Below are 22,416 nucleotides of genomic sequence, written 5' to 3'. Positions count from 1 at the left end.
GCCCACGCGCAGAGGCGTGGGCCCGGACGGATCCGGCACAGCGAAGGTCTGGCGGGGTACGTCTTCCTGTCGCCGTGGCTCATCGGCCTGATGGGTGTCACGGCGATCCCCATGCTGCTGTCGCTCTACCTGAGCTTCACCAACTACGACATTCTCACCCCTTTCTCCGAGGTGGAGTGGGTGGGGTTGGCCAACTACGAGCGGATGTTCACCGCCGACCCGTCGTACTGGCACGCGGTGCGGGTCACGCTGACCTTCGCGTTGATCGCCGTACCGCTGAAGCTGGCCGCGGCGCTCGGCGTGGCGCTGCTGCTCAACCGCGCCTGGCGCGGCGTCGGGTTGTTCCGCGGGCTGTTCTACCTGCCGTCCCTGCTCGGCGGCAGCGTCGCGCTCGCCATCGTCTGGGTCAACATGTTCAACCGCGACGGCGCGTTCAACTCGCTGCTGAGTCTCTTCGGCATCACCGGCAAACCGTGGGTCAACGACCCCGACTGGGCCCTCGAAACACTGATGGTGCTGGCCATCTGGCAGTTCGGCGCACCGATGGTGATCTTCCTGGCCGGGCTCAAGCAGGTGCCCACCGAGCTGTACGAGGCCGCGTCCGTCGACGGGGCCGGCCGGTTCCGCCAGTTCCGCAACGTCACCCTGCCGATGCTCTCCCCGGTCATCTTCTTCAACCTTGTGCTGGAGACCATCAACGGCTTCCAGGGCTTCACCGCCGCGTTCGTGCTCAGCAACGGCACCGGCGGGCCGGTTGACTCCACCCTGATGTACACGCTGAACCTCTATATCACCGGCTTCACCGACCTCAACATGGGCTACGCCTCGGCGATGGCCTGGGTGTTCCTGCTCGCCATCGCGGTCATCACCGCGATCTTCTTCAGCACCGGACGGTTCTGGGTGCACTACTCCGACGGGGAGGACCGGTGATGGTGGCGGTGACCCCGACGACCGCAGCGCCGCCGAACGTGCGCCGACGCCCCGGCGGCCGGCCCGTGCTGCGACTGCTGATCCTGGTGGCGATCGTCGCCGTGGTGCTCTACCCGCTGATCTGGATGGTGGGCACCTCGCTGAAGTCCCAGGAGGAGATCGTCAACAACGTCGGGCTGCTGCCCGAACGGTTCACCCCGGGCAACTACACCGCCGGGTGGTCCAACTTCGACGTCAGCTTCGGCCGATTTTTCCTCAACAGCGCCATGGTCAGCCTGCTCACCGTCGTCGGCAACGGGCTCTCCTGCCTGCTGGCCGCGTACGCCTTCGCCCGGCTGCGGTTCCGGCTGCGCGGCATGTGGTTCGCCGTCATGATCGGCACGCTGCTGCTGCCGCAGCACGTGTTGATCGTGCCGCAGTACATCCTGTTCCGCACGCTCGGGCTGGTCGGCGGTGACTGGCCGTACCTGCCGCTGCTCATCCCGCAGTTCCTGGCCACCGAGGCGTTCTTCGTCTTCCTCATGGTGCAGTTCATGCGGGGCGTACCCCGGGAGCTGGACGAGGCGGCCCGCATCGACGGCGCCGGCCCGTTCGGCATCTTCCGGCACATCATCCTGCCGCTGAGCCGCCCGGCGCTGGTCACCACGGCGATCTTCTCGTTCATCTGGACCTGGAACGACTTCTTCCGCCAACTGGTCTTCCTGTCCCAACTGGAGGACTACACCGTCCCGGTCGCGCTGACCCTGTTCATCGACTCGACCAGCCAGAGCGCGGTCGGCCCGATGTTCGCCATGTCGGTGCTGTCGCTGCTGCCGGTCTTCCTGTTCTTCGTCGCGTTCCAGCGGATGCTCGTCGAGGGGATCAACACCAGTGGCATCAAGGGCTGAACCCGTGGACACCGGCGGGCGGCGGGACTGGCGCGACGTCGCCCGCGACGCCGCGGACCTGGCACTGCTGGGCATCCTGCTGACCCTCGCGGCGGTCCCCCTGCTCACCGCCGCCGCGGCGGCGGGCACGGCCAGCGCGGCGGTGCACGACTGGACGCGTACCGGCAGTTGGCCCTCGGCACGCACGACAGTGCGCCGGTTCGGCCGCGCGGTGCTGCCCGGTGTGCCGGTCAGCCTGCTCGCGCTCGCCGCCACCGCGCTGCTCGCCGCCGACCTGGCGGCGCTGGCCACCGGCCGAGTGCCGGGCGGCCCGGCTGCGCTGCTGGTGACGGCGCTGGTCGCGGCCGGCCTGACCGGGTACGCCGGGCTGGTCGTCGTCGAGGTGGGCGGCAACGGGGGCGTGCGGTGGCGGGCCTCGGCCCGCTCCGCCGCGCGCGCCTGCCTCGACGTGCCCACCCGCTGGGCGGCGCTCACCGGGCTCGTCACGCTCGCCGGGCTGCTCACCGTCCTGGTCACCCCGGTCGCGGTGCCGATCCTCGCCGGCTACACGGTGGCAGCCCTGCACGCCGTCGCCAATCGCCGGCCGGTCGCCGTCGCCGTCGCCGGTCCTGGGGAGCTGCCGTGAGCGGGGAGCCGGTGCAGCTGACGGTCGGGGCCACGGAGGTGGCCGAGTACGTGCTCGACCCGGCGCTGGACGCGCGGCACGGTCCCCGGCCGTACCTGCACCCGGTGCGTACGCTCGGCGGAACGGTGGTCACCGACGCGCTCCCCGCCGACCACGTGTGGCACCTCGGCGCGTCCCTCGCGGTCCAGGACGTCGACGGCAGCAACCTCTGGGGCGGGCGCACCTACGTCCGCGACCTCGGCTACACCTGGCGCGACGACCACGGCGTCATCGCGCACACCGGTGAGGTCGAACGGACCCCCAGTCGGTACGCGCACGATCTCCAGTGGCGCGACCGGACCGGCGGGGTGCTGCTGACCGAGCGGAGGTGGCTCGCCGCGTCGGTGGTCACGCCGGACGCCTGGCGCCTCGACGTGGAGTCCGTCCTCGTCGCCCCGGACGACCGGGAGATCCGGCTGGGCAGTCCGGCCACCAACGGCCGCCAGGGTGGGGCCGGCTACGGCGGGTTCTTCTGGCGGGCCGCCGCCGACGGCGAACCGGCGGTGTTCACCGCCGACGCGGTCGGGGAGGAGACGGTCAACGGCAGCGCGGCGTCGTGGCTCGCGCTGACCGGCGCCCGGTCGGGCGGCGGGGCGTACACCCTGGTCTTCTCGGGGCTCGGCCGCGACGACAGGTGGTTCGTGCGGACCGGGATGTATCCGGGGGTCTGTGTGGCGTTCGCGTTCGACCGTCCGGCGGTGGTGCCGGCCGGTGGGAGCCGGCACGGCCGATACCGGGTGTGGGTGGCCGACGGGACCCTGGACCGGGACGCGGTGACGGCCCTGGTCGCGCTGACGCCGTGAGTGCGGATCAACCGGACCGGTCGATCAGCTCACGGATCGCGACCTGGTACGCGGCCTGGGTGTGGTACGGCCAGTGTCCTTCGATCGGCGGCGGCACGGTGTCCGCCGGGTCGATGGTCAGGCTGCGGGGATCACGCAGTCGGACGTCGACGTCCGGCGGTGTTCCGGGCGAGCCCGGCGGGAAGATCGGCCCGCCGATCGGGTCGGTGTCCCGCCACAGGTTGCGCCACCGCCACCCGATCCGCCCACCCAGGTCGTGCAGCGTCCGCGGTCCGAAGTACGCGGGGTAGAGCCGCGCGTAGGTGCGCCGCAGCGGTGACCCGTAGGTCAACAGCGACACCCGGGTCAGCACGGCCGGCGGTAGGTGCAGGATGGTGGCGGCGGCGAGCACCGAGCCGTGGCTGTGCCCGGAGATGACCACCGGGCCCCGCGCGGTGAGCCCGGTGACCCGTTTCGCCAGCTCCGGGACGGCGCGGGCCGCGTAGCAGGGCGGCGCGAACGGGTGGACCGTCCGGGGCCAGAAGGTGCCCAGGTCCCACAGCACCGCCACCACCCGCCGGGTCTGCGCCGACCGGTACGCGCGGAACCCGAGGATCAGCAGGCAGATCACCAGCAGGCTGATCACCCAGACACCGGCGTCGGTGACGTAGGCGAGCACGACGGCCGCGCGGCCGTCCCCGCCCAGCCGGTCCGCGAGCTGGGTGGGACCGATCCCGATCACGTCGAAGGCGACGGTGGCCAGCCCGAGCGACGCGATCAACAGGAACGCGAGCAGCACCGGGCCGAGCTCCTCGGTGACCCGGGACCGGGCGATGGTCTCCCGGACCAGGCGCAGCCGGTGCGCGTCCGCCGCCGGCACGTCGGGGTAGTCCCGTTCGATGATCCGTGCCGCCAACCGCCGCCGCCGTCGTCGGCTCAGCAGGAGGGTCACGGAGGTCACCGCCGCGCCGATCAGCAGCGCGGCGAGCCCGGCGAGCGCTGCCCACCAGTAGGCCACCGGCGGGTCCAGCGGGCCGACGATCGGCGGGTTGGGCCGGATCGGGTCGGGGATGTCGCCGTGGTCGAGGGCGTCGGCGACGCGGTAGACCAGAGTCGCGGTGAAGGCAGCGCCGATGCTCACCGCCGCCGCAGCCATGACCGGGGTGCCCAGCCCGCGCAGGACGGGACGCTCGTCGCCGGGGGCGGCACGCTGGCGGGCGTAAGTGACGACGGTGAGCACGACGAGCAGGACACCCTGCGTGGCGACCACCCCCGCGGCGGCGCCCTCGTACCCGGGCAGCTTGCCCGAGCCGGACGGTGTCGCGTCCGCCAGCGTGGCCGAGCCGAGGCACAACACGGTCGTCACCGCTGTGGTCGCCCACAGGGTTCGCAGGATCCGTCGGGCCCGCACCGGGGTGGTCGGCACGGGCAGGGCGAGGAGCACCACGCTAGCCCCGAGCAGGCCGACGGCGATCACGAACAGCACGACGTGACCGATCCCGCCCGGTGCGACGCCGGCCAGCAGTGCGACGTTCAGCGTCCCGATGCCGAGCACCACATGGACCTGCCGTAGCCAACCGGTGACGTGCGCGTCCTGCCAGAAACCGGCGTCGGTGAGGCTCTGGTCCCGGTCGTCGGACCGGGGTTGCGCCGCCGACGGGCCGAACCCCTCGAAGGCCCGCGCCGACCGGGTGCCGATGGCCCAGACGACCCACAGCGCCAGCAGGGGGACGATCGACAGCAGGGCCAGCCGGGGCCCGGTCGGGACGGTGTGCAACCAGGCCAGGTAGGGGCGGCTGGCTCGGCACCCGGGGTACGGCACGCACTGCCAGCCGACCAGGTCGAGTGTGACGCCCACCGCCGCCAGCACGAACGTGGCCGTGAGGGTGCCGGCGAGCACCCGGCACAGCAGGCCGAGCAGCCCCCACCTGTCGTGCCCCGCCGGCCGGAGCCAGATCGCCAGGTTGCTCAACATGAAGGGGAGCAGCAGCAACATCGAGGCCGTCCGTACCGCCGCGCCGGCGGTCAGCGAACCCCAGCGGTACGCCTCGACGGCAACCCCGTCGGTGGCTCCGCCGGCGGTGCCGCTGCCAGGCCGGGGCCGGAAGAAGCCCGCATGCGTGTTCCCGGCGACCCGGGTCACGATCGGGTGATCGAGGATCCGCTCGGCGGTGACGCCGGAGATGCCGTGCACGCGCAGCTCCACGGCGTCGCGGCCCGGCGTCTCGTCCACGCCGTCAGGGTCACAGACAATCGACCCAGGCGCTGCCGATACCGCTAAGGTCAACGGCTCGGAAGGGCGGCCGTTACCCGGATGGCCTTGACGATCGCCGGGATGGAGCCGATCAACAGCACCAGGCCCCAGATGATCGCAATGATCGCGAAGACCAGCGCCGCCACGTCGTCGACGATGCTGACCAGGATCACCGGCACCAGGTTGTGCAGGAACTCCAGCACGACAGTGCACAGCAGGGTGGTGAGGATCAGCAGGACGAGGCCCTTGTTCTGCAGGAAACGCGGTTGGGCCAGCACCAGCATCCCGGCCCACACCAGCTTGAGCAGCAGCACCAGCCCGAGCAGCACCGCCGCCTCACCGACCGGGAAGAACCCCCACAGCGCCAGGTAGGCCAGGGTGCCGAACGGGACGGCCAGGAACAGCGACACCATGATCATCAGCTCGACGAACGCGACGACCAGCGCGACCAACCCGACGATGATCAGGATGATCGAGAAGATCAGGCTGGCGACGCCCTGCACCCGACCCTGGACGCGCTCGGGCAGCAGCAGCCCCAGGCAGAACAGCCCGGTGCTCCAGACCGCCACCGCGTCGATCAGCGCCAGGTAGCCGGTGCCCCGACCGGACGGTTCGCTGACCCCGGACACGTCGTCGATCTCCACGTCCAGCGCGCCGGCGCTGTCGGCGAGGGCCGCGCCGGCGTCGGCGCCGCCGAGCAGCAGCCCAGCGCCGAGCTCCACCCCGATCGCCAGGACGATGGCGAGCATGGCCATCAGCAGGAACGGCTTGCGCAGGTCACCCACGGCGGCACCTTCCTCTCGGTCCCTGTCGATTCAGGAGGTGGCCACGACGACAGTGCAGCCGCCCAGGCCGGGGCAGGCCAGGCCCACCTCGGTGGCCTGGTCGACGGCGATCTTCGCCACCGCGCCGGTGCCGTCCGCGGCCGGCTCGACCTCGTCGCGGATGGTCAGGTCGGCGTCGCCGGGCGCCGGGGCGACGACCGTGAACCGTGCCGCGCTGCGCAGCACGAGGGTGCGCAGCCCGCCGGGATCGGCCACCCGCACCACGCAACTGCCGGAGAACGCCAGCCGGCCGGTCTCGTCGGCGCAGTCGGCGCTGACCGTCAGCGGATCCACAGCGGAACGCTCGCCGCCCAGCGCGCCCAACCGGTCGACGAACCCGTGCCGGGCCCCCGGATCCCCCCGGTCGTCGCGGCCCGTTCCGGCCGCTACCACGAACAGCGCGACCAGCAGGACGGCGAACAGCCCCAGCAGCGCCTTCTGCCGTCCACTCATCGCGCCACGGCCTGCGCCACGACCTCGGTGAACCGGATCTCGTCGACGCCCGCGAAGTAGCGGTTCGTGCCCTGCGTCTTGCCGACCACCAGGAGCGTGACCTGGTGCGGGCCCTTGGTGAGTTGGACAGTGCCGACGTCCAGGAACTCCGTCTTGCGCACCGTCGGGGTGAAGCCGAGGAACGTCCCCCCGACCTGGCGGCCGTCGATGACGAAGACGGTGTTGGCGTAGTCGAGGGAGGTGGTGCGTACCGTGGTGAAACGCCAGGTGCCGTCGGCCGGGATCTGCACCGTCACGGTGACCTTGTCGCCGATGGCCAACCCCTGGAAGAACAACTGCTTGTCGCCGGACCAGGTCACCCCGCAGCAGTTGGGTTGCGCCTCCACCTTCGCGGCGCTCTTCGTCGGAGACTCCACCAGCGCGCCCTCCACCAGGCTCTCCGCCTCGACGGTGACCACCCGCGGCTCGCCGGGGGTCGGCTCGCCGTCGCGGGTCAGCAACACCACCCCCACGGCGACCACCACCAGCACCAACGCCGCCGCGGCGGCGATCCACAACCACGGGGTACGCCGTGGCGGCGCTACCGCCCGCACCTCGTAGGTGACCCGGCCGCTGGAGCGGGAACTCTCCTCCGGCGCGGTGTTGGCCGAGTACGCGAACCCGGTCATGTCGTAGCGCCGGGGCGCGGTGCCGGCCGGCACGGCGAGCTTGACCAGGAACGACACCGAGCCCTGCCCGGGTACCACGCGTTGGGGTTCGGCGACGGTGAACCAGGCCCGCTGCGAGCCGTCACCGGGTGCCACGTCGAACACCACGGTGTCCGGCGCGTTGCCCGGGTTGGAGACGGTGAAGGTCAGCTCGCCGCTGTTGCGCGGGTCGACTGTGAACTGCTCGGCGGCGGCGACGACCGCCCACTCGGTGGTCATGACGACTCCTCTTCCAGGACGATCTCGACAGTGGCCGAGGCGGGTTTCTCCGCCTCGACGATGCGGGTGATCACGGCGAGCTGACCGGCGGCGGCGACCGGCACCCGCACCACGACGTGGAAGGCCCGCTCGGGAGGCTCGTCGATGGCGAAGCCCGACAACCCGGTGGCCAACTCCAGGGCCCGGCGCATCCCGTACGGGGTGCCGCGCCAGCGGGCCAGCAGGGCGGCGTTGGCCACCAGGTCGCGCAGCCGACCCACCGGCAGCGGCAGCGGGGTGTCCGGTCGGGGCGAGGCCACCACGTGATCCATCGCCACCCAGCGGGTCAACCGCACGACCAGCCCGTCCGGCGCCCGGTACGGGTCGAAGAGCGCATCCACCTCGGCGAGGATCGCCTCGTCCGGGGCGTGCAGCCCCTCCATCACGTCCAGCAGCGCCCAGAGCACGCTGCCGGGCACGCAGGCCCGCTGGTAGGCGGCGGGCAGCAGCCGTTCAATCGCCGAACGTCGCATCCTGGCGCACCACCTCGATGTCGTGCTCGCCGGAGCAGAGCAGCCAGGTATCCGGGACGGTCACCACGTCGGCGGTGGCCTGGTTGGCGCTGGGCGTCCAGGTGACGGCGTCGGCGCTGCGGTGCACGCCGCGTTCGCCGCTGGCCAGGATCAGCCGCTCCGCCGCGCCGGTGCCGCCAGCGGCCGCGCTTCCGGCCGTCGGGCCGCTCACCGCGATGGCGTCCACCGGCACGAACCGGGTCCGGTCCCGCAACGGCAGCCCGCAGTTGACCGACACCGCCTGCCACTGCGGCTGGGCGGCCAGGGTGTCCAGCCGCAGCACCCCACCGCTCTGCGTGGCCGCCACCGCCTGCTGACCGACGAACGCGAGGTCCCGGCAGGTGCCGCCGATCCACCCGCTCTGCATCGACTGCCACTTCACGTCCGACTCGAACAGCCGGGTGCGGTGGCAGCCCTGCCCGGGTTTCTTCGGATCCGGCTCGCCCGCGCCGCTCCAGAGCAGGGTGGCTGGGCCGTCGTACTGCACGGCGAGGACCCGGTTGTCCACGTTGGCCAGCCCGACGTGGGTGAAACTGCCGGGTCGGCCGCCGGTCGTCGACAGGTACACCCCGAAGCTGGCCTGCGCCGCCACCGCCACCCCCGGCGCACCCCGCTCGGAAACGAACGTCCGGACCGCGTAGAAGCCCCGGTCGGCGTCGGACGGGTCGACCAGGATCTGCAACGGCACCGCCCCGGGCAGCAGCGACACCTCGTACAGGCCGGTGTCGGTGGCCACCAGCAGCGCGCCCGCGCCGTCGCGGTCCAGCCAGGCCACGTCGGAGATCCGCGAGTCCAGGTCGGTGAGCAGCGACCACGTCTCGCCCAGGTCGGTGCTCAGGTGCACCCGGGAGCCGCCCGAGGCGCGCAGCGTCACCACGGCCACCGAGCCGGGACGCGCGACGATGCCCGGCCGTACCGGCGCGGGCGCGGGCGCCACCCGCAGCACCGTCTCGTCGTCGAAGCGACCGGCCGGTTCCCAACCGGCGCCTCCGTTGCTGGAGCGGAACAGCACCGGGCCGCGCCCGGCGTACCAGGTGCGCGGCTGGTACTGGTCCACGGCGAGGGCGCGGACGTCGGCGTCGGGGGCCTCGTCGACCACGAACCGCACCGACTCGACGTAGCGCACCCCCGGCTCGGCGTGCTCCAGCAGCCGGTACACGTTGGACGCCCGCAGTGGCTCGCCGAACGGCCAGCCGGTCGGGTTGAGCGCGGTCGGCAGCGGACTCAACGTCTGGTGCAGCCGGTCGTGGATGCGGCGGCGGACCGCATCCACGTCCTCCTCGCGGCGGACCACCACCCGGGCCCGCACGGACACCGCCTTGAACCGTGCCCAGGTGGCCCGGGAGCGGATGCCGACCATCCGGCGTTCCTCCAGGTCCGCCTCGACCCGGTGGCGCGCCTCGGGCACCTCGTGCTCGCGCAGCACCGCCACCGGCAGCCGCCCGCCCGGTCGGGCCGCCTCCGGCACGTACGGCACCAGCACCACCTCGACCTCGCCCGGCCGGGCGAAGCTGTACACCGCCGCGCGGGTGAACGCCCGCGCCCGCGCCACCGCGCCGGAGCTGGTCGCGAGGACCTCGAAGTCGCGGGCGGTGACCGCCCGTTGCTGGGCGAAGAACTCGTACGGGCCGCGCAGGAGCACCGACTCCAGCGCCTCCATCTCCCGGCCGCCGGCCGCCGGCGTGGGGTTGTCCACGCGTACCCCGGGTAGTGGGTCGCGCAGGCTGGTCAGCGTGCCCGCCGCCACGTTGCCGGTCGGCCCGCCACCGGCGCGGTACCAGAGCCGGATCTGCCGTCCGGCCGGCGGCACCGCCGCGACGGTCACCGGCGGCGCGGTGCTCGTCGGCGCGGCCGCGTCGGCGGTGGCCTCGCCGTGCGGGGTCGTCCCGGCGGGCGGTCGCAGGTCGAGGGCCGGGGCGAAGATGACAGTGCCGGAGCACCGGTCGACCAGGTACGCCTTGGCCTGCGGACCGAGCCCGGCGAAGCTGTCGACGGGCTGCCAGATCTCGAACGTGCGACCGTCGTGCTCGCGGGCCGCCGCGCCCAGCTCGACGGTGCCGGCCGCCACCTCCACCCCGAGCAGCAGGTCCAGTGCCTCGGCGGTGCGTGTCAGCGGCGCGTGCGTCGCGCGCAGCACCTGCCCCGGCTGGCCGGTGCCCACCCCGAGCAGCTCCGCCTCGACCGGTTCGCAGTGGTGCATCCGCACCGTCACCGACGTCTCGTCGGCGGGCAGCAGCGTCGGCTCGGTGGTGACGAACACGACCGGCCGGGGGTCCGCGCCCCGGGCCGCGGCGACCCGCAGCCCGGCCGGGATCCGGACCGCGCCGCGGTCGGTGCCGGTACGGGTGAACCGGACGTCCGCCCAGGCCGCTGTCGGCGCGTGCCGGGTGACCCCGAGCAGGTTCAGAAACGAGACGTACGCCTTCTCCGGCAACTGGTTCAACCGGTAGATCATCACCTCGGTGAGGTGTGCGAACGTCTCCACCAGCGCCATGCCGGGGTCGTGCGCCGACAGGTCGGTCCACGCCGGGCAGGACTGCCGGATCCGTTCCCGGGCCTCGGTGACCAGGTCGAGGAAACCGCGATCGTCCAGGTGCGGCACGGGCAGCGTCATGACGCTCCTCCCTCAGCGGGCTCGTCGACGGGGAGCAGATCCACGGAGAAGACCAGCTGCCCGGGTGTCAGGCTGGCCCGCACCCGGTAGTCCAACCGGATCACCAGGCGCCACGCGTCGTCCGGGTCCGGCCCGGCGTCCACGTCGATCACCTCGACCCGGGGCTCCCACCGGGCGATGGCCTGCCGGACGTAGTGAATGGCCAGACCGGCAGTCGTGTCGTCGTTGGGCGCGAAGACCAACCGGTGCAGCCGGGAGCCGTACCCGGGTCGCATCAGCCGCTCGCCTGGCGTCGTCGACAGGAGCAGGAACAGCGCCTGCCGTACGCTCTCGTCGCCATCGGTCATCGCCAGGCCGCCGGCAGCGGTGAGCGCCAACCCGCCGGTGCGGCCGGCGTCGAAGCCGGCGCCGACGAAACGGAACGCCCTCATCGGTCCGCCCCCAGGAACTGCTGGCGGGGGTCGCGCACCGTGTGCTTGACCAGCCCCGGCGGTGTGCCGTTGGTGAACCCCTCCAGGTGCGACAGCACCACCCGGTGCCCGTCGACGCGAACCCAGTCGCTGTATCCGACGCGCACGGTGAGTGTCGTGGTGCACGGCTTGATGGTCGGGCCGTAGTTCGGGCAGGCGACTATCTTGCGTCCCTCCGGGTCGTCGTCGACGAGCACGGGCACACCGGTGACGGTCACCCACTCCCGCGAGGGTCGGTTCTCGACCCGGCCGTCGTGATCGCAGGTGATCACGGAGTCCCGGTGGATCCAGCGCATCAGCCGCCTCCTTCGTGGTGGGCGCGGGCAAGCGTTCGGGCCTGCTCCGCCGCGGTGGTCGGGTCCTCGGTCGAGGCGGCGTGCAGGAAGTCAACGCTGCGGGCGCGCACCACGATGGCCCGGCCGGGTGCGGAGATCACCAGGTCGGCCGCCGCGTGCAGGGTGGCCAGGTCGGGGGTCAGCTCCAGGAAGCTGCCGCCCTCGGTGCCCAGCCGCAGGCTGCGCCGCACGTCGTCGACGACGATCGACTGCCCGCCGGAGGTGCGCATCGTCCAGCGGCGGGCCTTCCCGTCGTCGATGCCCGCGTCGTACGGCTCGACCGCGCCGAACAGCGAGCCGAGCACGATGCCCGAGGCCGGCTCGCCGCCGGGCAGCACCACGAGCACCGTGTCGCCCGGATCGGGGAGCGCCACCAGGCCCTTGCCCGGCCCGGCCCCGGGACAGAGCACGGCCAGCCAGCCGGCGTCCAGGTCCCCGTACGCCGGCAGGGTCAACCGGACCCGGCCCAGCCCGTCCGGGTCGGCGACGTCAGTGACGCTGCCGAGGGTGACCACCGCGCCGCCGGTCGGGGTCGCCGGGGTGGCCGGCGGCACAGTGGAAAACCGGGTCAGGTGCCCGTTGCCGTCCACCGTGTGCACGACCTCGGTCAGCACGTACGTCCCGGCGACCGGGTCGGGCACCCCGCCGAGGTCGACGCGGCGGCCCGGCCGTAGCGCCGGGTCGCCCTCGGCCACCCCCTCGGCCGTTGCCAGCGCCGCCGCGCGGCTGTCGAGGCGGGCCTGGGCCAGCGCCGCCAACTCGTCGTCGCTGCGGCCGGGCTGGTCCACAGCGGTGCGAACGCCGTCGGCGCCCACATCGGCCGGGTCCGGGCGGTCGTCGGCGGGTCGGCCGCAGCGCGCCTCGTCGACCTGCTGGCTGATCACCTCGGCCCGCTGTGGGTGCCAGCCCAGGGCCGCACTGGCACCGCTGGCCTGGTCGGTGTTGGTGGACAGCCGCAGGCTGTGCACCCCCGCGCCGAGCGTCAACGTGACCGGCTCCCCGTAGCCCGCGAGGGTGACCAGCCGGACACCGTCACCGTCGGCGGCCAGGTGCAGCCCGGCCCGGCCAGCCACCTCGCGCAGCAGCTCAAGGTCGCTGTGCCGGTGCTGGAGCACCCGCTCCAACCGAGGGCCGTCGACCTCGGCGGTCACCGCCAGCCCCACCGCGCCGCACAACTCCTGCGCCAGCTCGGCGGCGGTCACCGAGGTGAAGACCCGCAACCCCTGCCGCTTGCGCAGCCGGTGCAGCGGGTCGTACGCCCGCAACCGCAGCACTGCCGCCCCGTCGGCGGCGAACTCCACCTCCACGCAGGTGACCTCGCCGGTGAACAGGGCGTCCTCGTGGTCGGCGAGCCGGACGTCGAGCGCCGTGCCGGGGCGTACCGGCGGGTCGAACGCGCCGGTCGCGGCGGTGGTGGCGAGCACCAGCTCGGCCTGGGTGGGCTGGTTGAGCCGGGCCGCCACCCGCACCGAACGGACCCGCTGACGAGCCGCGCCGACCAGCTCGACGCCGTCCAGCAGGACGACCAATGCCCGGGGCGCGAGGCTGGTCACGGCGTACCCCCGGGACTGCCGGACGCGCTCGGAGCCGCAGCGGTCGGGCCGGTCGGCGCGTTCCACGGCGCGTCGGCGATCGAGGCGCCCAGGTACGACGCTCCCGCGCCCACCACACCCGCCACCGCCCGCGCCAACCCGGTCACCGGAGCGGTGCCGGCGCTCGGTGGCACGGCGAGGGTGGTGCCGGCCGGCACGGCCAGGGGATCGGTGATCCGGTTGTGTTCGGCCAGCAGCCGCCAGCGCAGCGGCGAGCCCAGCGCGTCGTTGGCCAGCAGATCGAAACGCACACCAGAGCGACCCGGCTCGGCCGCGCCGTCACCGGCGGCGATCACCGCGCTGCCCGGCGCGGCGGTCGGGGTGCTCGCGGCGGCCAACTCCTCGGCGAAGCCGGCCTCGGCCTGATCGGCCGTCTCGGCGGCGCGGACCAGCTTCAGCCGCAGCCAGGACCGCCGCGGCGACCCGGTGCCGGTGAACGCGTCGAACCGTTCCGCCACGGCGACGATCACACCTGGCACGTTCCAGGTCTTGCCCCAGACCAACCGGACCAACGGCGGTCGCAACCAACCATGCTCGGCAGTGGAATTCTCCGCCAACATCCACAGCGGACGGGTGAGCACCCGAACGTCGGCCGGACGCAGTTGCGCCTCCACGAAGTCGACGTCGAAGAGCAGGTCGAGCACCAGCTCGGTACGGCCACCACCGGTGAAGACCAGCGGGTCGTCGGCCAGACCGGCCCCGGTGAGCTGCCCGCCGCCGGCACCCCGCTGCCGTACGCCGGCGAGCCGGGTCACCTGCACGGTCTCCGGGTTGAGCAGGCAGTCCACCCGAACGCCGGAGGAGTCGATGAGGAAGGCGACGCGTTCCATCAGTCACCCGCCTGTTCCCGGTCCAGTCGGGTAAGCTGGGCGGTGTCCAGCGCCGCACCGGCGACCGACCACAGTGCGGAGTCGTCGGGCAGTGCCGGCCACGGGTCGACGCTCCGGGCCGCTGGGCGGGGCGGCGGCTCGTCGATGCCCGTCGGTCGTCCGCCGCCGGCCGCTCCCGTCCCCGCGTCGCGCCGTGCGGCCGGGTGCCCGGGTGGCGCCGGTACACCGGGCAGTGCCAGCCACGGTCCACGGTCCGCCAGGCGATCCAGGTCACCGCGCGCAGTCCCGGCGCTCGTCGCCGTCCACCCGGTCCAGGATGCGTCGACCCCGCCCCGGGTCGGCCCGTTCCCGTCGCTGCCCCGCACAGCCACTGCGTCCGCTCGAGACGTCCGGGCCGCGTTCTGCGCATCGCCACGCGGGTGCCCGCTCCGGTCCTCCCTGGGCCGGGGCTGACCGTCCGAGTGGCCCCCGAACCCGTCGCGGCCACCCGGGAGCCGGTCGGTGGTGGGTCGCGCGGGAAACGAGCTGGTGGAACGCTGGTGGTCGACCTCGCCGGACCGCCGTGCGTCCCGGAGTGGGTGTGAGGTGGTTCGGGTGGCCTCGACCCGGTGCGGGCGGTCGCTCGGCGCACCGTGCGGCCCGAAGACCATGGAACGGACCGGCGGTCGGGGTCCGTCCGCCCGGGGCAGCCCGCTCGCGTCAAGGGCCGTGCTGTCGACGGTCGCGGCATCGTGGGCCGTGGCGTCGGGGGCCGTGGTGTCGTGGGCCGTGGTGTCGTGGGCAGTGGTGTCGACGCGGGCCGTCCGCCGTACCGGAGGCACCGCCGCGCCCGGTTCCGCCGGCCAGGTCGATCCGGCTGGCGGGGTCGACGCGTCCGGCCAGGTGGATCCCGCCGGCGGGGTGGTCAGGTCCGAGTTGGACGAGGGCGTTCCGTCGCCGGGCGGGCCGGCAGCATCGGTCCGCGTACCGTCGGGCTGGTCACCGGCTCGCGACGGGCGGGCCGCCCTGCCGGTGCGGCCCTTGGCCCGCGACCTGGTCGGCCCGTTGTCCCCGCTCGCACCGGGACCGCCCACGCCCACCTCATTGCCGAGCCCGCCGAGCCTGCCGGATCCGCCGAGCCCGCCGAGCCCGCTGAGCCTGCCGGATCTGGCGTTCGCGACCGGGTCCGCGCCCTCGGCGTCGATTCGACCGGTCGGGTCGCCCTGCCCGCCGTCCCGGACCCCGGCCCCGGCGTTGCCGGCCGGGGGCGGGTCGAGGTCCAGGTCGTGCAGCAGCCCGGGCGCGTGGGCGGCGACCAGGTCCAGCCAGTGCCGCGGCGGTTCCCCGAAACGGCGTGGGGCCGCCTCGGGCGTCTGCGACGGCGGCGGAAGGTGGCCGGCAGGCTCGACCCGCCCGGCGAGGCGCTGCACCGCTCCGGCCGCCGAGCGCAGTCGGCCGGCCAGCCAGCTACGCGGGCGTCGGCGCGGTGGCACCGCCGGTCTCCAGCTCCAGGCCCTCGTAGCGCAGGGTCAGCGAGGCGATGGCGATCTCGTGGCTGAGGGTGTTGAGGTGTGCCCCGCGCCACCGTGTCGGCCAGGCGTCGATCAGGTTCCAGCGCAGCACCTCGGCCGTCCCGACCGAGTCGAGCAGCACCACGGAGACGTTGCGCCGGTTGAGGGTGCCCTGGGCGGTGGCGTTCACCCAGTCCCACAACTCGCGGGAGGCGGTGAGGCCGAAGTGCAGGGTCACCGGCTCGTACTCGGCCTGGCCGGGCACCATCCGCATCCGACCCAGGCCGTGCTCCCGGTACGGCTGCCCGGGGATGTTCACTTCCAACCCGGTCATTTCGGTGAAGTGGCCGTTGGTGACGCCGTTGATGAGCAGTCGGAAGTTGTACGCCCGGTACGGGTCGACCGGGGCCCCGGGTTGCGGGGTGGCGGTGGTGGGCATGTCAGCCTCCGATCGTCTCGGTCTCGGTGCCGCCGGCCCACTGGCTCAGCTTGAACACCACGAACTCGGCGGGCTTGACGACCGCGATGCCGATGTGGGCAATCACCATGCCCGCGTCGCGGACGTCCGGCGGGTTGGTCTCCTCGTCGCACTTGACGAAGAACGCCTCCTCCGGGCTGCGCCCCAGCAGCGCGCCGTCGCGCCACACGCGGGTGAGGAACGCCCCGATGTCGCGCCGGATCGAACGCCAGAGGGTGAAGTCGTTGGGCTCGAAGACCATCCACCGGGTGCCGTTGGCGATGGCCTGCTCGATGGCGATGCTGAGGCGTCGGACGTTGAGGTAGCGCCACTCGCTGGCCTCGGCGGCGAGCGTACGGGCGCCCCAGACCCGGATGCCCTCGCCGGCGAAGTAGCGGATCACGTTGACACCCTTGGGGTTGAGCACGTCGTGTTCCGGTCGGGTGACCAGGTAGCCCAGGTCGACGGCGCCGCGCACCGGCTCGTTGGCCGGTGCCTTGTGCACCCCGCGCAGGGCATCGGTGCGGGCCCAGATGCCGGCCAGGTGCCCGCTCGGCGGGGTGAGCTCCAACTCGCCGCTGATCGGGTCGCGCACCCGCAGCCAGGGGTAGTAGAACGCGCCGAACTCGGACTGGCGCGGCCGGTAGGCGGCCCCCTCGTGGCCGCCGGAGCCGCCCGGCTGGGCCGCGCCGCCGCCGGGACCGCCGCCCGTACCCTCGGCGGGCTTGGGGGGTTTGCCGGAGGACGGCGTGGCCACCCGGGTCAACGCGGAGATGTCGTCGATGTCCGGCGCCGGGTCGCAGATCGCGACCATGGTGCGGGTGCGCTCGGCCATGCTGAGCAGGGCCTCGTGCGACACCACGTCGTGGAAGCCGGGCGCGGCGATGATCGAGATCTCGTCGACGGCCTCCAGCAGTTGCAGACCCCCGCGCCGCTGCCCGGAGCCGGTGATCGCGCCACCCTCGCCGACGTTGACCACCCAGCAGCGGGCGCCCCCGTTGTCCAGGAAGCCGAAGACCGCCCGTGCCAACGGGGTGCTCTCCACCCGCTCCCCACTGGCGAAGAGCCGCAGGAACTCCGTCCAGTTGTTGACCGGCACCGCCTTGCCCAGATGGGCGGAGCGATCCGGGGCGACGCCGACGAAAGCCGCGATGCTGGTGCTCGCCGGCCCGATCGGTCGGGCGCCGCTGGGGACCTCCTCGACATAGATGCCGGGGGAGAAGTAACTGGGCATCGGTCCTCCTGTGCCTGTGGGTGTCAGTGGGTCGGTGGCGCGCAGACGATGACGATGTCGTCCTCGGCCGGGTCGACGTCGGCGGTGAGGACGAGCCCGCGTCCGCTCAGCCGCAGCCGGACCGGGCTCGGGTGCTCGGGGTCGTGCGGGACACCGACGATCAGGAACCGACCCTCGGTGTCGGTGCGGGTGGCGGAGCCGGTGGCGGGCAGCTCGACCCGCATCGCGGCCAGTGGCTGCTCCTGGGGGCCGACGACCCGCCCACTGAGGCTGCGCACGTCGAGTTGCCGCATCCGCAGCGGTTGCAGCACCGGCGGCGCGGCCGGAGTGGGGTGGTCCACCTGCGCCGCCACGTCGATCAGCAGCGCCGGTCGGGGTGCGGTGCCGAACGCCGTCCACAGCGGTGGGTCACCGGCCTCCAGTACGACCGGGTAACTGCCGTCGCTGGTCGCGGCGATGAGCACCCGGTCCAGCCGGGGCAACCCGGCCGGACCGGTGACGCAGAGCAGGTGGCGGACCGTGAACCGGTACGGTTCGCGGACCGCGCCGCTGGAGCGGGTCTGCCGGGCCGGGCGCAGTTCGAGGGGCCAGAGGGTGAGCCCGTCGGCGTCGTCGCACACGCGGGGCGGGCCGATCGGGACCGGTTCCCCCGCCGCGCTGGTCACCCAGGCGACCAGCTCGGCGGTGGCGCTCTCGATCGGTCCGCGCCCGTGGGTGGTCATCGCGGCGGCGTCCCCTGGATCCGGTACGCGATGGCCTCGTTCCACACGTGCGGGTAGACGCCGATCTCGAAGTACCGGGTGAAGCGGTTGATCGGCGCGTTGGTGTGGTCGTGGTAGAGCAGCCACACCGGCGCGATGGTGAACAGGACGTAGTTGGCCAGGACGAGGGGGATGTAGAGCGGCCCGAGCAGACGACCCTGGAAGATGTGCACGTCCTCGTGCCGCTGGATGCCGGAGGTGGAGCCGGCGCAGACGGTGCCGATGGTGGTGGCGTAGCGGGGCGACACTCCCTCCACGACGCTGACCCGGCCGCTGTTCAGTGATGTGGGCCGGTCCAGTGAGTGCCCGAAGATCAGGTGCACCGTCAGGTAGATCGCGCCGACGACAGTGTTGAGCAGACTCCAGGTGTGGTCGACGACGAAGAGGAAGATGCCGCGGGCGTCCGAGCCGTACACCCCGGCGGAGGCCACCGACCAGCCGAAGACCGCGCCGACCACCAGGCCCACGACGGCGCCGATCAGCAGCCCGATGGGGCCACCGGCGAGGAAGCCGAGTAGGGCGCCGAAGCCGACGTGAGCGGCTGCGCTGAGAATTCCGAAGACCATGACGGCACCCCTCAGACCCAGGAACGGAAGACTCGGGGCTCACGACCGCTCGCGACCTGGGTCGGCGTCGCCTGTCGATTGCCGGGCGGGAACTGGTTGACGCCGAGTGCGGCGGAGAAGATGACCAGCGCGTTGAAGAACGCGATGACCCACTTCTCGCCGCCGGCCTCGTCGGCGAACGCCGCTGTCACGTAGGACAGCAGCAACGCGATGGCGATGGCGATCCACTTGCGGAGCTTGTCGCCGCTCGGGCCGATCAGCCCGCCGATGACGTTGGTGGCCAGCAGGGTGGCGGCGCTCGCGCCGGCGATGGTCCCCAGGGCTGCCCAGGTGAAGAGATCGTTCATGACGATCCCCCTTCTGCGATGGTGCGACCGGGATGTGGTGGTGGTGAGGTCCGGTGCCCCTGCGGGGAGCACCGGGGCCGGTCGCCGTCGTCTCGGGGGCGGCCGGGGCCGGGCGTGGCCGGCCGAGCCGGCCACCAGGTGGATCAGCCGGGCCCCGGGGCGCCGGCGGGAGGGCCCGGCGGCGGGGTCGGACCGGGCGCCGCCGGCGCCGCGGGGTGACGGCGGCGAATCAGGAGTACGCCCACCGCGGCGAGCAGCAGCAGGAGGAGGACACCGCCGACGACGAACAGCCAGGGGAATCCGCCGTCGTCCTCCTCGCCGGCGGCAACCGGCGAGGTGGACGGTCGTGGTGGCGCCTCGGCCACGGCCCGCAGCTCGGCTGGCTTGTCCTGGTTGGGATCGACCTTCCAACTGACCGACCGGCCGTTGACGGAGCCATTGCTGTCGATCACCCGGCCGGGAAATGTCACCGAGATCTCGAACGACATGAGCTTGAGGAACGCCTGTTGGTTCTGCGGATTCTGTTCCGCAACCTTTCCGCCATATTTCTTGGGATCGAGCGGCAGCGTGAAGCGGTAAAGATCGCCGTCCCTGACCAGTTTCACGCTCTCGGTGTCGAAACCGGCCAGCGGCGCCTTGCGGTAACTGATCTGGGAGCCGTAGAAAGTGTCGTCCTGGTAAAGGGTTTCCTCGCCCGCCGGCAGGGCGGGGATGTTCTGCCGCAACTCCGCGAAGGCGACCGGGAGGTTCTTGTTGCGACTGCTCAGCACGGACTTCTGGGCCGTCAGCAGGAGCTGCCCGTCGACAGTGTCGTCGGCGTTGACGGTCAACCCCATGTTGAGCTGCATACAGCCGCTCAGCGCGGCGAGAAGAAGGAGGCACACCGCGACGCGGAGTGCCCTACCGCGGTTGACTCTCCTGTTCATGGGCTCAGTGTGTGTGATCGCTTTCACCATCAGCAGTCAGCGATCGGTCACAACGAAGTCGCCGATTGTACCGGCGCACTGTCGCCTTTGATTAGTGCCGCCGACGCCCCGAATGACTATTCTGGAGCTTTGGGGCCACGACGGCTCCTCGCCGGCCGTAGTCTGGCCGGATGAGAATTGTCGCGTGCGTCCTGCTGGTAGATCCCGACGGGCAGCTGCTGTTGCAACTGCGCGACGGCGACGCGACGCACCACCCGAACGTGTGGGGGCTGCCCGGCGGCCACGGCGAGCCGGGGGAGACGCCGGAGCAGACCGCCGAGCGGGAGTTGTTGGAGGAGACCGGCCTGCGGGCCGACGGGCCGCTGCAACCGGTCGCCGTGCAGTCGCTGCCCGAGCTGGCCCGGGTGAAGCACTACTTCCTCGGCACCACCAGGGCCCGGCAGGAGGACGTCGTGCTCGGCGAGGGCGCGGCGATGCTCTTCGTCCCGGGTGCCGAGGTGCTCGACGGTCGTCCCTGGACGCCGGGCACCGTGGAGGTGTTGACCGAGTTCCTCGCCTCGGCTGAGTACGCCGCCCTGGCCACCGGCCGGATCGCTGGCCCGGCTCAGACCGCCGGCGGTCGCCAGTCCGCGTAGCGAGCCATGCTGCGCAGGGCCAGCCGGCTCGGGATGAGCCGCAACGCGACGGTCCGCATCGCGAAGGCGACCGGGTTGTGCAGCTGCTGTCCGAACCTTCCAGCGACGTAGGAGGCACGGGCAACTGACTGACTGCGTGGTCGACGCTGCTCGTCGTACGCCGCCAGGGCAACGGGCACGTGCCCTGCGCCGCCGGCGCAGACCGCGCCGAGCACCACAGCGTCCTCGATCGCCTGTCCGGCGCCCTGCCCCAGGTTGGGCGTCATCGGGTGGGCCGCGTCGCCGAGCAAGGCCACCCGCCCCCGCACGTACGAGGGCAGCGGCTCGGCCAGGTGGTGGATGTCGTTGCGCAGCACGACGTCGGGTGGGGTTGCCGCGAGAAGCGCCGGGATGGGGGCGTGCCAATCGCCGAAGTGCTCCCGCACTGCCGCCAGCTCGTCGGGAGCGTGGCCGCCGGGCGGGGCGTTCAGTGCGCCGTACCAGTAGAGCTGGCCGTCGCCGATCGGCACCATGCCGAACTCGGCTCCCGGCCCCCAGGTGATGGCTGCCGGGATCGGATAGGGAAAGGCGATGGCCGCCCGCCACGTCGTCGATCCGGCGTACACCGGACCGGGGTGTTGCGGCCAGAGTTGGGCGCGGACCCGGCTGCGCAGGCCGTCGGCGCCGACCACCAGATCGGCGGTGACCGTGTGGGGGCCGTCAGGGCCCTGATAGCGCACCTCGGCGCTGTCCGGGCCCGACTCGACGTGCTCCACTGTGGCGGAGGTGTGCAGGGACGACGCCGGCAGGGCCTCGCGCAGGGTGCGGTGCAGCGTGGCCCGGTGCACGCCGAGCGCCGTGGTGCCCAGCTGCCTGATCATCTCCGCGGCCTCCACCCGGGACAACCACCGCCCGTGCCGGTCGCGCATTCCGCCGGGCGCCTCACCGTGTCCGCCCCGGCGCAGGGCTGGGCCGAGTCCGAGGGCGTCCAGCGCGCGCACCGCGTTCGCCATCAGGCTCAGGCCGGCGCCGACCTCGCGCATCTCGGGGGCGCGCTCCAGGACGGTGACCCGCCATCCGTGCCGGTGCAGGGCGAGCGCCGCGCTCAACCCGCCGATGCCGGCGCCGACCACCACCGCGTGTGAGTCGTCCATGTCGATCCTCCTTCTACACCTGTAGAAGAGCGATACTACCTCCGGACCACCGGGAGGGAGGAGTGCCATGACGGCGCGGGGGAACCGGATCGCGACACTGACCGACGCGGCCATCGAATTGATCGCCGACGGTGGCATGCGAGCCCTGACCCACCGTGCGGTCGACGGCCGCGCCGGAATGCCGCCGGGCACCACCTCCGCGTACCTGCGGACCCGGCAGGCGCTGATCGAGGCGGTGGTGGGACGGCTCGCCGAGCGGGACCGGGCCGACCTGGCGGCGTACGACCTGCCGACCGGCCCGCCACCCCCGACCCCTGCGCCCCGGCTCGACAGCGGCGACCTCGACGCGCTCGCCGCCGGCGTCGCCGAGGTGCTCGACCGCTGGTTGAGCACCGGACGCAGCCGGAGCCTCGCCCGCTACGCGTGCCTTCTGGAGGCGGTGCACCGGCCCGAGCTGCGCGGCATCCTGCAGCACGGCACCGGCCTGCGGGTGCAGGCCCGGTACCTGCTGACCCGGGCCGGGGCCACCGACCCTGATCGGCAGGGCGACCAGTTCGTGGCGTTCGTGGACGGGCTGCTCTTCGACCGGCTGGCCGGCGCGGGCGCACTCAGCGCCCCACCGCCCGGTACGGTCGCCAGCCGCGCCGACCTGAGCGCCGCCGTCCGTACGCTGCTGCGCGCCCTCACCGGAAGCTGACCCGACCGGCGCCGGTCGCCGAGCGGGACGCCGCGCCTGCCCGCGCGCGGGCCGATGG

24 protein-coding genes are annotated in these 22,416 nt (G+C 72.9%); 6 read left to right on the top strand and 18 right to left on the bottom strand.

Going from position 1 to position 22,416, the window contains the following annotated elements; genetic code table 11:
* The first annotated feature begins 30 nt into the window (after window positions 1–30).
* The 4 genes from AB0B48_RS11380 to AB0B48_RS11365 are packed head-to-tail and all read left to right on the top strand — an operon-like array spanning window position 31 to window position 3,284.
* Complete coding sequence (locus AB0B48_RS11380; RefSeq protein ID WP_357199281.1) at window positions 31–930, top strand: sugar ABC transporter permease; 900 nt, start codon at window positions 31–33, stop codon at window positions 928–930.
* On the top strand, window positions 930–1,817 hold the full coding sequence (locus AB0B48_RS11375) for a carbohydrate ABC transporter permease (RefSeq protein ID WP_355007379.1): 888 nt from the start codon (window positions 930–932) through the stop codon (window positions 1,815–1,817). The genes AB0B48_RS11380 and AB0B48_RS11375 overlap by 1 nt, the downstream gene beginning before the upstream one ends.
* Window positions 1,818–1,821: 4 nt before the next feature.
* A complete protein-coding gene (locus tag AB0B48_RS11370) occupies window positions 1,822–2,442 on the top strand; it encodes a hypothetical protein (protein WP_357199277.1) in 621 nt (206 codons plus the stop codon).
* Entirely contained in the window at window positions 2,439–3,284 is an 846-nt protein-coding gene (locus AB0B48_RS11365) for a PmoA family protein (protein WP_357199274.1), read from the top strand. The genes AB0B48_RS11370 and AB0B48_RS11365 overlap by 4 nt, the downstream gene beginning before the upstream one ends.
* A gap of 7 nt (window positions 3,285–3,291) precedes the next feature.
* On the opposite strand, the gene AB0B48_RS11360 is transcribed toward AB0B48_RS11365, so the two are convergent.
* From AB0B48_RS11360 to AB0B48_RS11280, 17 genes are all read right to left on the bottom strand, one after another.
* Window positions 3,292–5,496 (bottom strand): hypothetical protein, encoded by a 2,205-nt coding sequence (locus AB0B48_RS11360; protein ID WP_357199271.1) that lies wholly within the window; start codon window positions 5,494–5,496, stop codon window positions 3,292–3,294.
* 50 nt (window positions 5,497–5,546) lie between these two features.
* Window positions 5,547–6,302, bottom strand: coding sequence for a hypothetical protein (locus AB0B48_RS11355; protein ID WP_355007383.1), 756 nt, complete (start codon window positions 6,300–6,302; stop codon window positions 5,547–5,549).
* 30 nt (window positions 6,303–6,332) lie between these two features.
* Window positions 6,333–6,794: a hypothetical protein gene (locus AB0B48_RS11350; RefSeq protein ID WP_357199267.1), complete on the bottom strand. Its 462-nt coding sequence runs from the start codon at window positions 6,792–6,794 to the stop codon at window positions 6,333–6,335.
* Window positions 6,791–7,720, bottom strand: coding sequence for a hypothetical protein (locus AB0B48_RS11345; RefSeq protein WP_357199264.1), 930 nt, complete (start codon window positions 7,718–7,720; stop codon window positions 6,791–6,793). Before AB0B48_RS11345 ends, AB0B48_RS11350 begins: the two co-directional genes overlap by 4 nt.
* Window positions 7,717–8,232 carry a phage tail protein gene (locus tag AB0B48_RS11340; protein WP_357199261.1) on the bottom strand — a complete coding sequence of 172 codons (516 nt, stop codon included), beginning with the start codon at window positions 8,230–8,232 and terminating at the stop codon, window positions 7,717–7,719. The genes AB0B48_RS11345 and AB0B48_RS11340 overlap by 4 nt, the downstream gene beginning before the upstream one ends.
* Window positions 8,213–10,885 carry a putative baseplate assembly protein gene (locus AB0B48_RS11335; RefSeq protein ID WP_357199258.1) on the bottom strand — a complete coding sequence of 891 codons (2,673 nt, stop codon included), beginning with the start codon at window positions 10,883–10,885 and terminating at the stop codon, window positions 8,213–8,215. The genes AB0B48_RS11340 and AB0B48_RS11335 overlap by 20 nt, the downstream gene beginning before the upstream one ends.
* A complete protein-coding gene (locus AB0B48_RS11330; RefSeq protein WP_357199255.1) occupies window positions 10,882–11,316 on the bottom strand; it encodes a GPW/gp25 family protein in 435 nt (144 codons plus the stop codon). Before AB0B48_RS11330 ends, AB0B48_RS11335 begins: the two co-directional genes overlap by 4 nt.
* Window positions 11,313–11,651, bottom strand: a complete 339-nt coding sequence (locus AB0B48_RS11325) for a hypothetical protein (RefSeq protein WP_355007388.1) — start codon at window positions 11,649–11,651, stop codon at window positions 11,313–11,315. The genes AB0B48_RS11330 and AB0B48_RS11325 overlap by 4 nt, the downstream gene beginning before the upstream one ends.
* Complete coding sequence (locus AB0B48_RS11320; protein WP_357199250.1) at window positions 11,651–13,243, bottom strand: contractile injection system protein, VgrG/Pvc8 family; 1,593 nt, start codon at window positions 13,241–13,243, stop codon at window positions 11,651–11,653. Before AB0B48_RS11320 ends, AB0B48_RS11325 begins: the two co-directional genes overlap by 1 nt.
* Entirely contained in the window at window positions 13,240–14,112 is an 873-nt protein-coding gene (locus AB0B48_RS11315; protein WP_355007390.1) for a hypothetical protein, read from the bottom strand. The genes AB0B48_RS11320 and AB0B48_RS11315 overlap by 4 nt, the downstream gene beginning before the upstream one ends.
* Window positions 14,112–15,584: a hypothetical protein gene (locus AB0B48_RS11310; protein WP_357199246.1), complete on the bottom strand. Its 1,473-nt coding sequence runs from the start codon at window positions 15,582–15,584 to the stop codon at window positions 14,112–14,114. Before AB0B48_RS11310 ends, AB0B48_RS11315 begins: the two co-directional genes overlap by 1 nt.
* Entirely contained in the window at window positions 15,559–16,041 is a 483-nt protein-coding gene (locus tag AB0B48_RS11305; protein ID WP_030327509.1) for a phage tail protein, read from the bottom strand. Before AB0B48_RS11305 ends, AB0B48_RS11310 begins: the two co-directional genes overlap by 26 nt.
* 1 nt (window position 16,042) lies before the next feature.
* Window positions 16,043–17,293, bottom strand: coding sequence for a phage tail sheath subtilisin-like domain-containing protein (locus AB0B48_RS11300; protein WP_357199243.1), 1,251 nt, complete (start codon window positions 17,291–17,293; stop codon window positions 16,043–16,045).
* Between the two features lie 23 nt (window positions 17,294–17,316).
* Window positions 17,317–18,015: a carboxypeptidase regulatory-like domain-containing protein gene (locus tag AB0B48_RS11295; RefSeq protein WP_357199240.1), complete on the bottom strand. Its 699-nt coding sequence runs from the start codon at window positions 18,013–18,015 to the stop codon at window positions 17,317–17,319.
* Window positions 18,012–18,620, bottom strand: a complete 609-nt coding sequence (locus AB0B48_RS11290; protein WP_357199237.1) for a glycine zipper family protein — start codon at window positions 18,618–18,620, stop codon at window positions 18,012–18,014. The genes AB0B48_RS11295 and AB0B48_RS11290 overlap by 4 nt, the downstream gene beginning before the upstream one ends.
* Window positions 18,621–18,631: 11 nt before the next feature.
* Window positions 18,632–18,967, bottom strand: a complete 336-nt coding sequence (locus AB0B48_RS11285; protein WP_355007395.1) for a hypothetical protein — start codon at window positions 18,965–18,967, stop codon at window positions 18,632–18,634.
* Window positions 18,968–19,110: 143 nt separating this feature from the next.
* Window positions 19,111–19,893, bottom strand: a complete 783-nt coding sequence (locus tag AB0B48_RS11280; protein WP_357199233.1) for a DUF3153 domain-containing protein — start codon at window positions 19,891–19,893, stop codon at window positions 19,111–19,113.
* Window positions 19,894–20,063: 170 nt separating this feature from the next.
* Between AB0B48_RS11280 and AB0B48_RS11275 the strand changes: the two genes are divergently transcribed.
* Window positions 20,064–20,528 (top strand): NUDIX domain-containing protein, encoded by a 465-nt coding sequence (locus AB0B48_RS11275; RefSeq protein WP_357199230.1) that lies wholly within the window; start codon window positions 20,064–20,066, stop codon window positions 20,526–20,528.
* Here AB0B48_RS11275 and AB0B48_RS11270 read toward each other — a convergent pair.
* Window positions 20,498–21,661, bottom strand: a complete 1,164-nt coding sequence (locus AB0B48_RS11270) for an FAD-dependent oxidoreductase (protein WP_357199227.1) — start codon at window positions 21,659–21,661, stop codon at window positions 20,498–20,500. The genes AB0B48_RS11275 and AB0B48_RS11270 overlap by 31 nt on opposite strands.
* A 67-nt stretch (window positions 21,662–21,728) precedes the next feature.
* Between AB0B48_RS11270 and AB0B48_RS11265 the strand changes: the two genes are divergently transcribed.
* Complete coding sequence (locus AB0B48_RS11265; protein ID WP_357199224.1) at window positions 21,729–22,358, top strand: TetR/AcrR family transcriptional regulator; 630 nt, start codon at window positions 21,729–21,731, stop codon at window positions 22,356–22,358.
* Window positions 22,359–22,416 lie beyond the last annotated feature (58 nt).

Source organism: Micromonospora sp. NPDC049089 (genome assembly GCF_040648775.1).
Classification (GTDB): Bacteria; Actinomycetota; Actinomycetes; order Mycobacteriales; family Micromonosporaceae; genus Micromonospora.
The sequence above is the reverse complement of the archived record's forward strand: the minus strand, read 5'-3'. Positions and strand labels throughout refer to the sequence as shown.

What these genes read in the sequence shown, in the direction of transcription:
- AB0B48_RS11295 (WP_357199240.1), bottom strand. Translation starts at nt 18,015, where the DNA reads ATGACCACCCACGGGCGCGGACCGATCGAGAGCGCCACCGCCGAGCTG.
- AB0B48_RS11345 (WP_357199264.1), bottom strand. Translation starts at nt 7,720, where the DNA reads ATGACCACCGAGTGGGCGGTCGTCGCCGCCGCCGAGCAGTTCACAGTC.
- AB0B48_RS11265 (WP_357199224.1), top strand. Translation starts at nt 21,729, where the DNA reads ATGACGGCGCGGGGGAACCGGATCGCGACACTGACCGACGCGGCCATC.
- AB0B48_RS11280 (WP_357199233.1), bottom strand. Translation starts at nt 19,893, where the DNA reads ATGAACAGGAGAGTCAACCGCGGTAGGGCACTCCGCGTCGCGGTGTGC.
- AB0B48_RS11340 (WP_357199261.1), bottom strand. Translation starts at nt 8,232, where the DNA reads ATGCGACGTTCGGCGATTGAACGGCTGCTGCCCGCCGCCTACCAGCGG.
- AB0B48_RS11325 (WP_355007388.1), bottom strand. Translation starts at nt 11,651, where the DNA reads ATGCGCTGGATCCACCGGGACTCCGTGATCACCTGCGATCACGACGGC.
- AB0B48_RS11300 (WP_357199243.1), bottom strand. Translation starts at nt 17,293, where the DNA reads ATGCCCAGTTACTTCTCCCCCGGCATCTATGTCGAGGAGGTCCCCAGC.
- AB0B48_RS11270 (WP_357199227.1), bottom strand. Translation starts at nt 21,661, where the DNA reads ATGGACGACTCACACGCGGTGGTGGTCGGCGCCGGCATCGGCGGGTTG.
- AB0B48_RS11305 (WP_030327509.1), bottom strand. Translation starts at nt 16,041, where the DNA reads ATGCCCACCACCGCCACCCCGCAACCCGGGGCCCCGGTCGACCCGTAC.
- AB0B48_RS11330 (WP_357199255.1), bottom strand. Translation starts at nt 11,316, where the DNA reads ATGAGGGCGTTCCGTTTCGTCGGCGCCGGCTTCGACGCCGGCCGCACC.
- AB0B48_RS11375 (WP_355007379.1), top strand. Translation starts at nt 930, where the DNA reads ATGGTGGCGGTGACCCCGACGACCGCAGCGCCGCCGAACGTGCGCCGA.
- AB0B48_RS11315 (WP_355007390.1), bottom strand. Translation starts at nt 14,112, where the DNA reads ATGGAACGCGTCGCCTTCCTCATCGACTCCTCCGGCGTTCGGGTGGAC.
- AB0B48_RS11350 (WP_357199267.1), bottom strand. Translation starts at nt 6,794, where the DNA reads ATGAGTGGACGGCAGAAGGCGCTGCTGGGGCTGTTCGCCGTCCTGCTG.
- AB0B48_RS11335 (WP_357199258.1), bottom strand. Translation starts at nt 10,885, where the DNA reads ATGACGCTGCCCGTGCCGCACCTGGACGATCGCGGTTTCCTCGACCTG.
- AB0B48_RS11290 (WP_357199237.1), bottom strand. Translation starts at nt 18,620, where the DNA reads ATGGTCTTCGGAATTCTCAGCGCAGCCGCTCACGTCGGCTTCGGCGCC.
- AB0B48_RS11285 (WP_355007395.1), bottom strand. Translation starts at nt 18,967, where the DNA reads ATGAACGATCTCTTCACCTGGGCAGCCCTGGGGACCATCGCCGGCGCG.
- AB0B48_RS11275 (WP_357199230.1), top strand. Translation starts at nt 20,064, where the DNA reads ATGAGAATTGTCGCGTGCGTCCTGCTGGTAGATCCCGACGGGCAGCTG.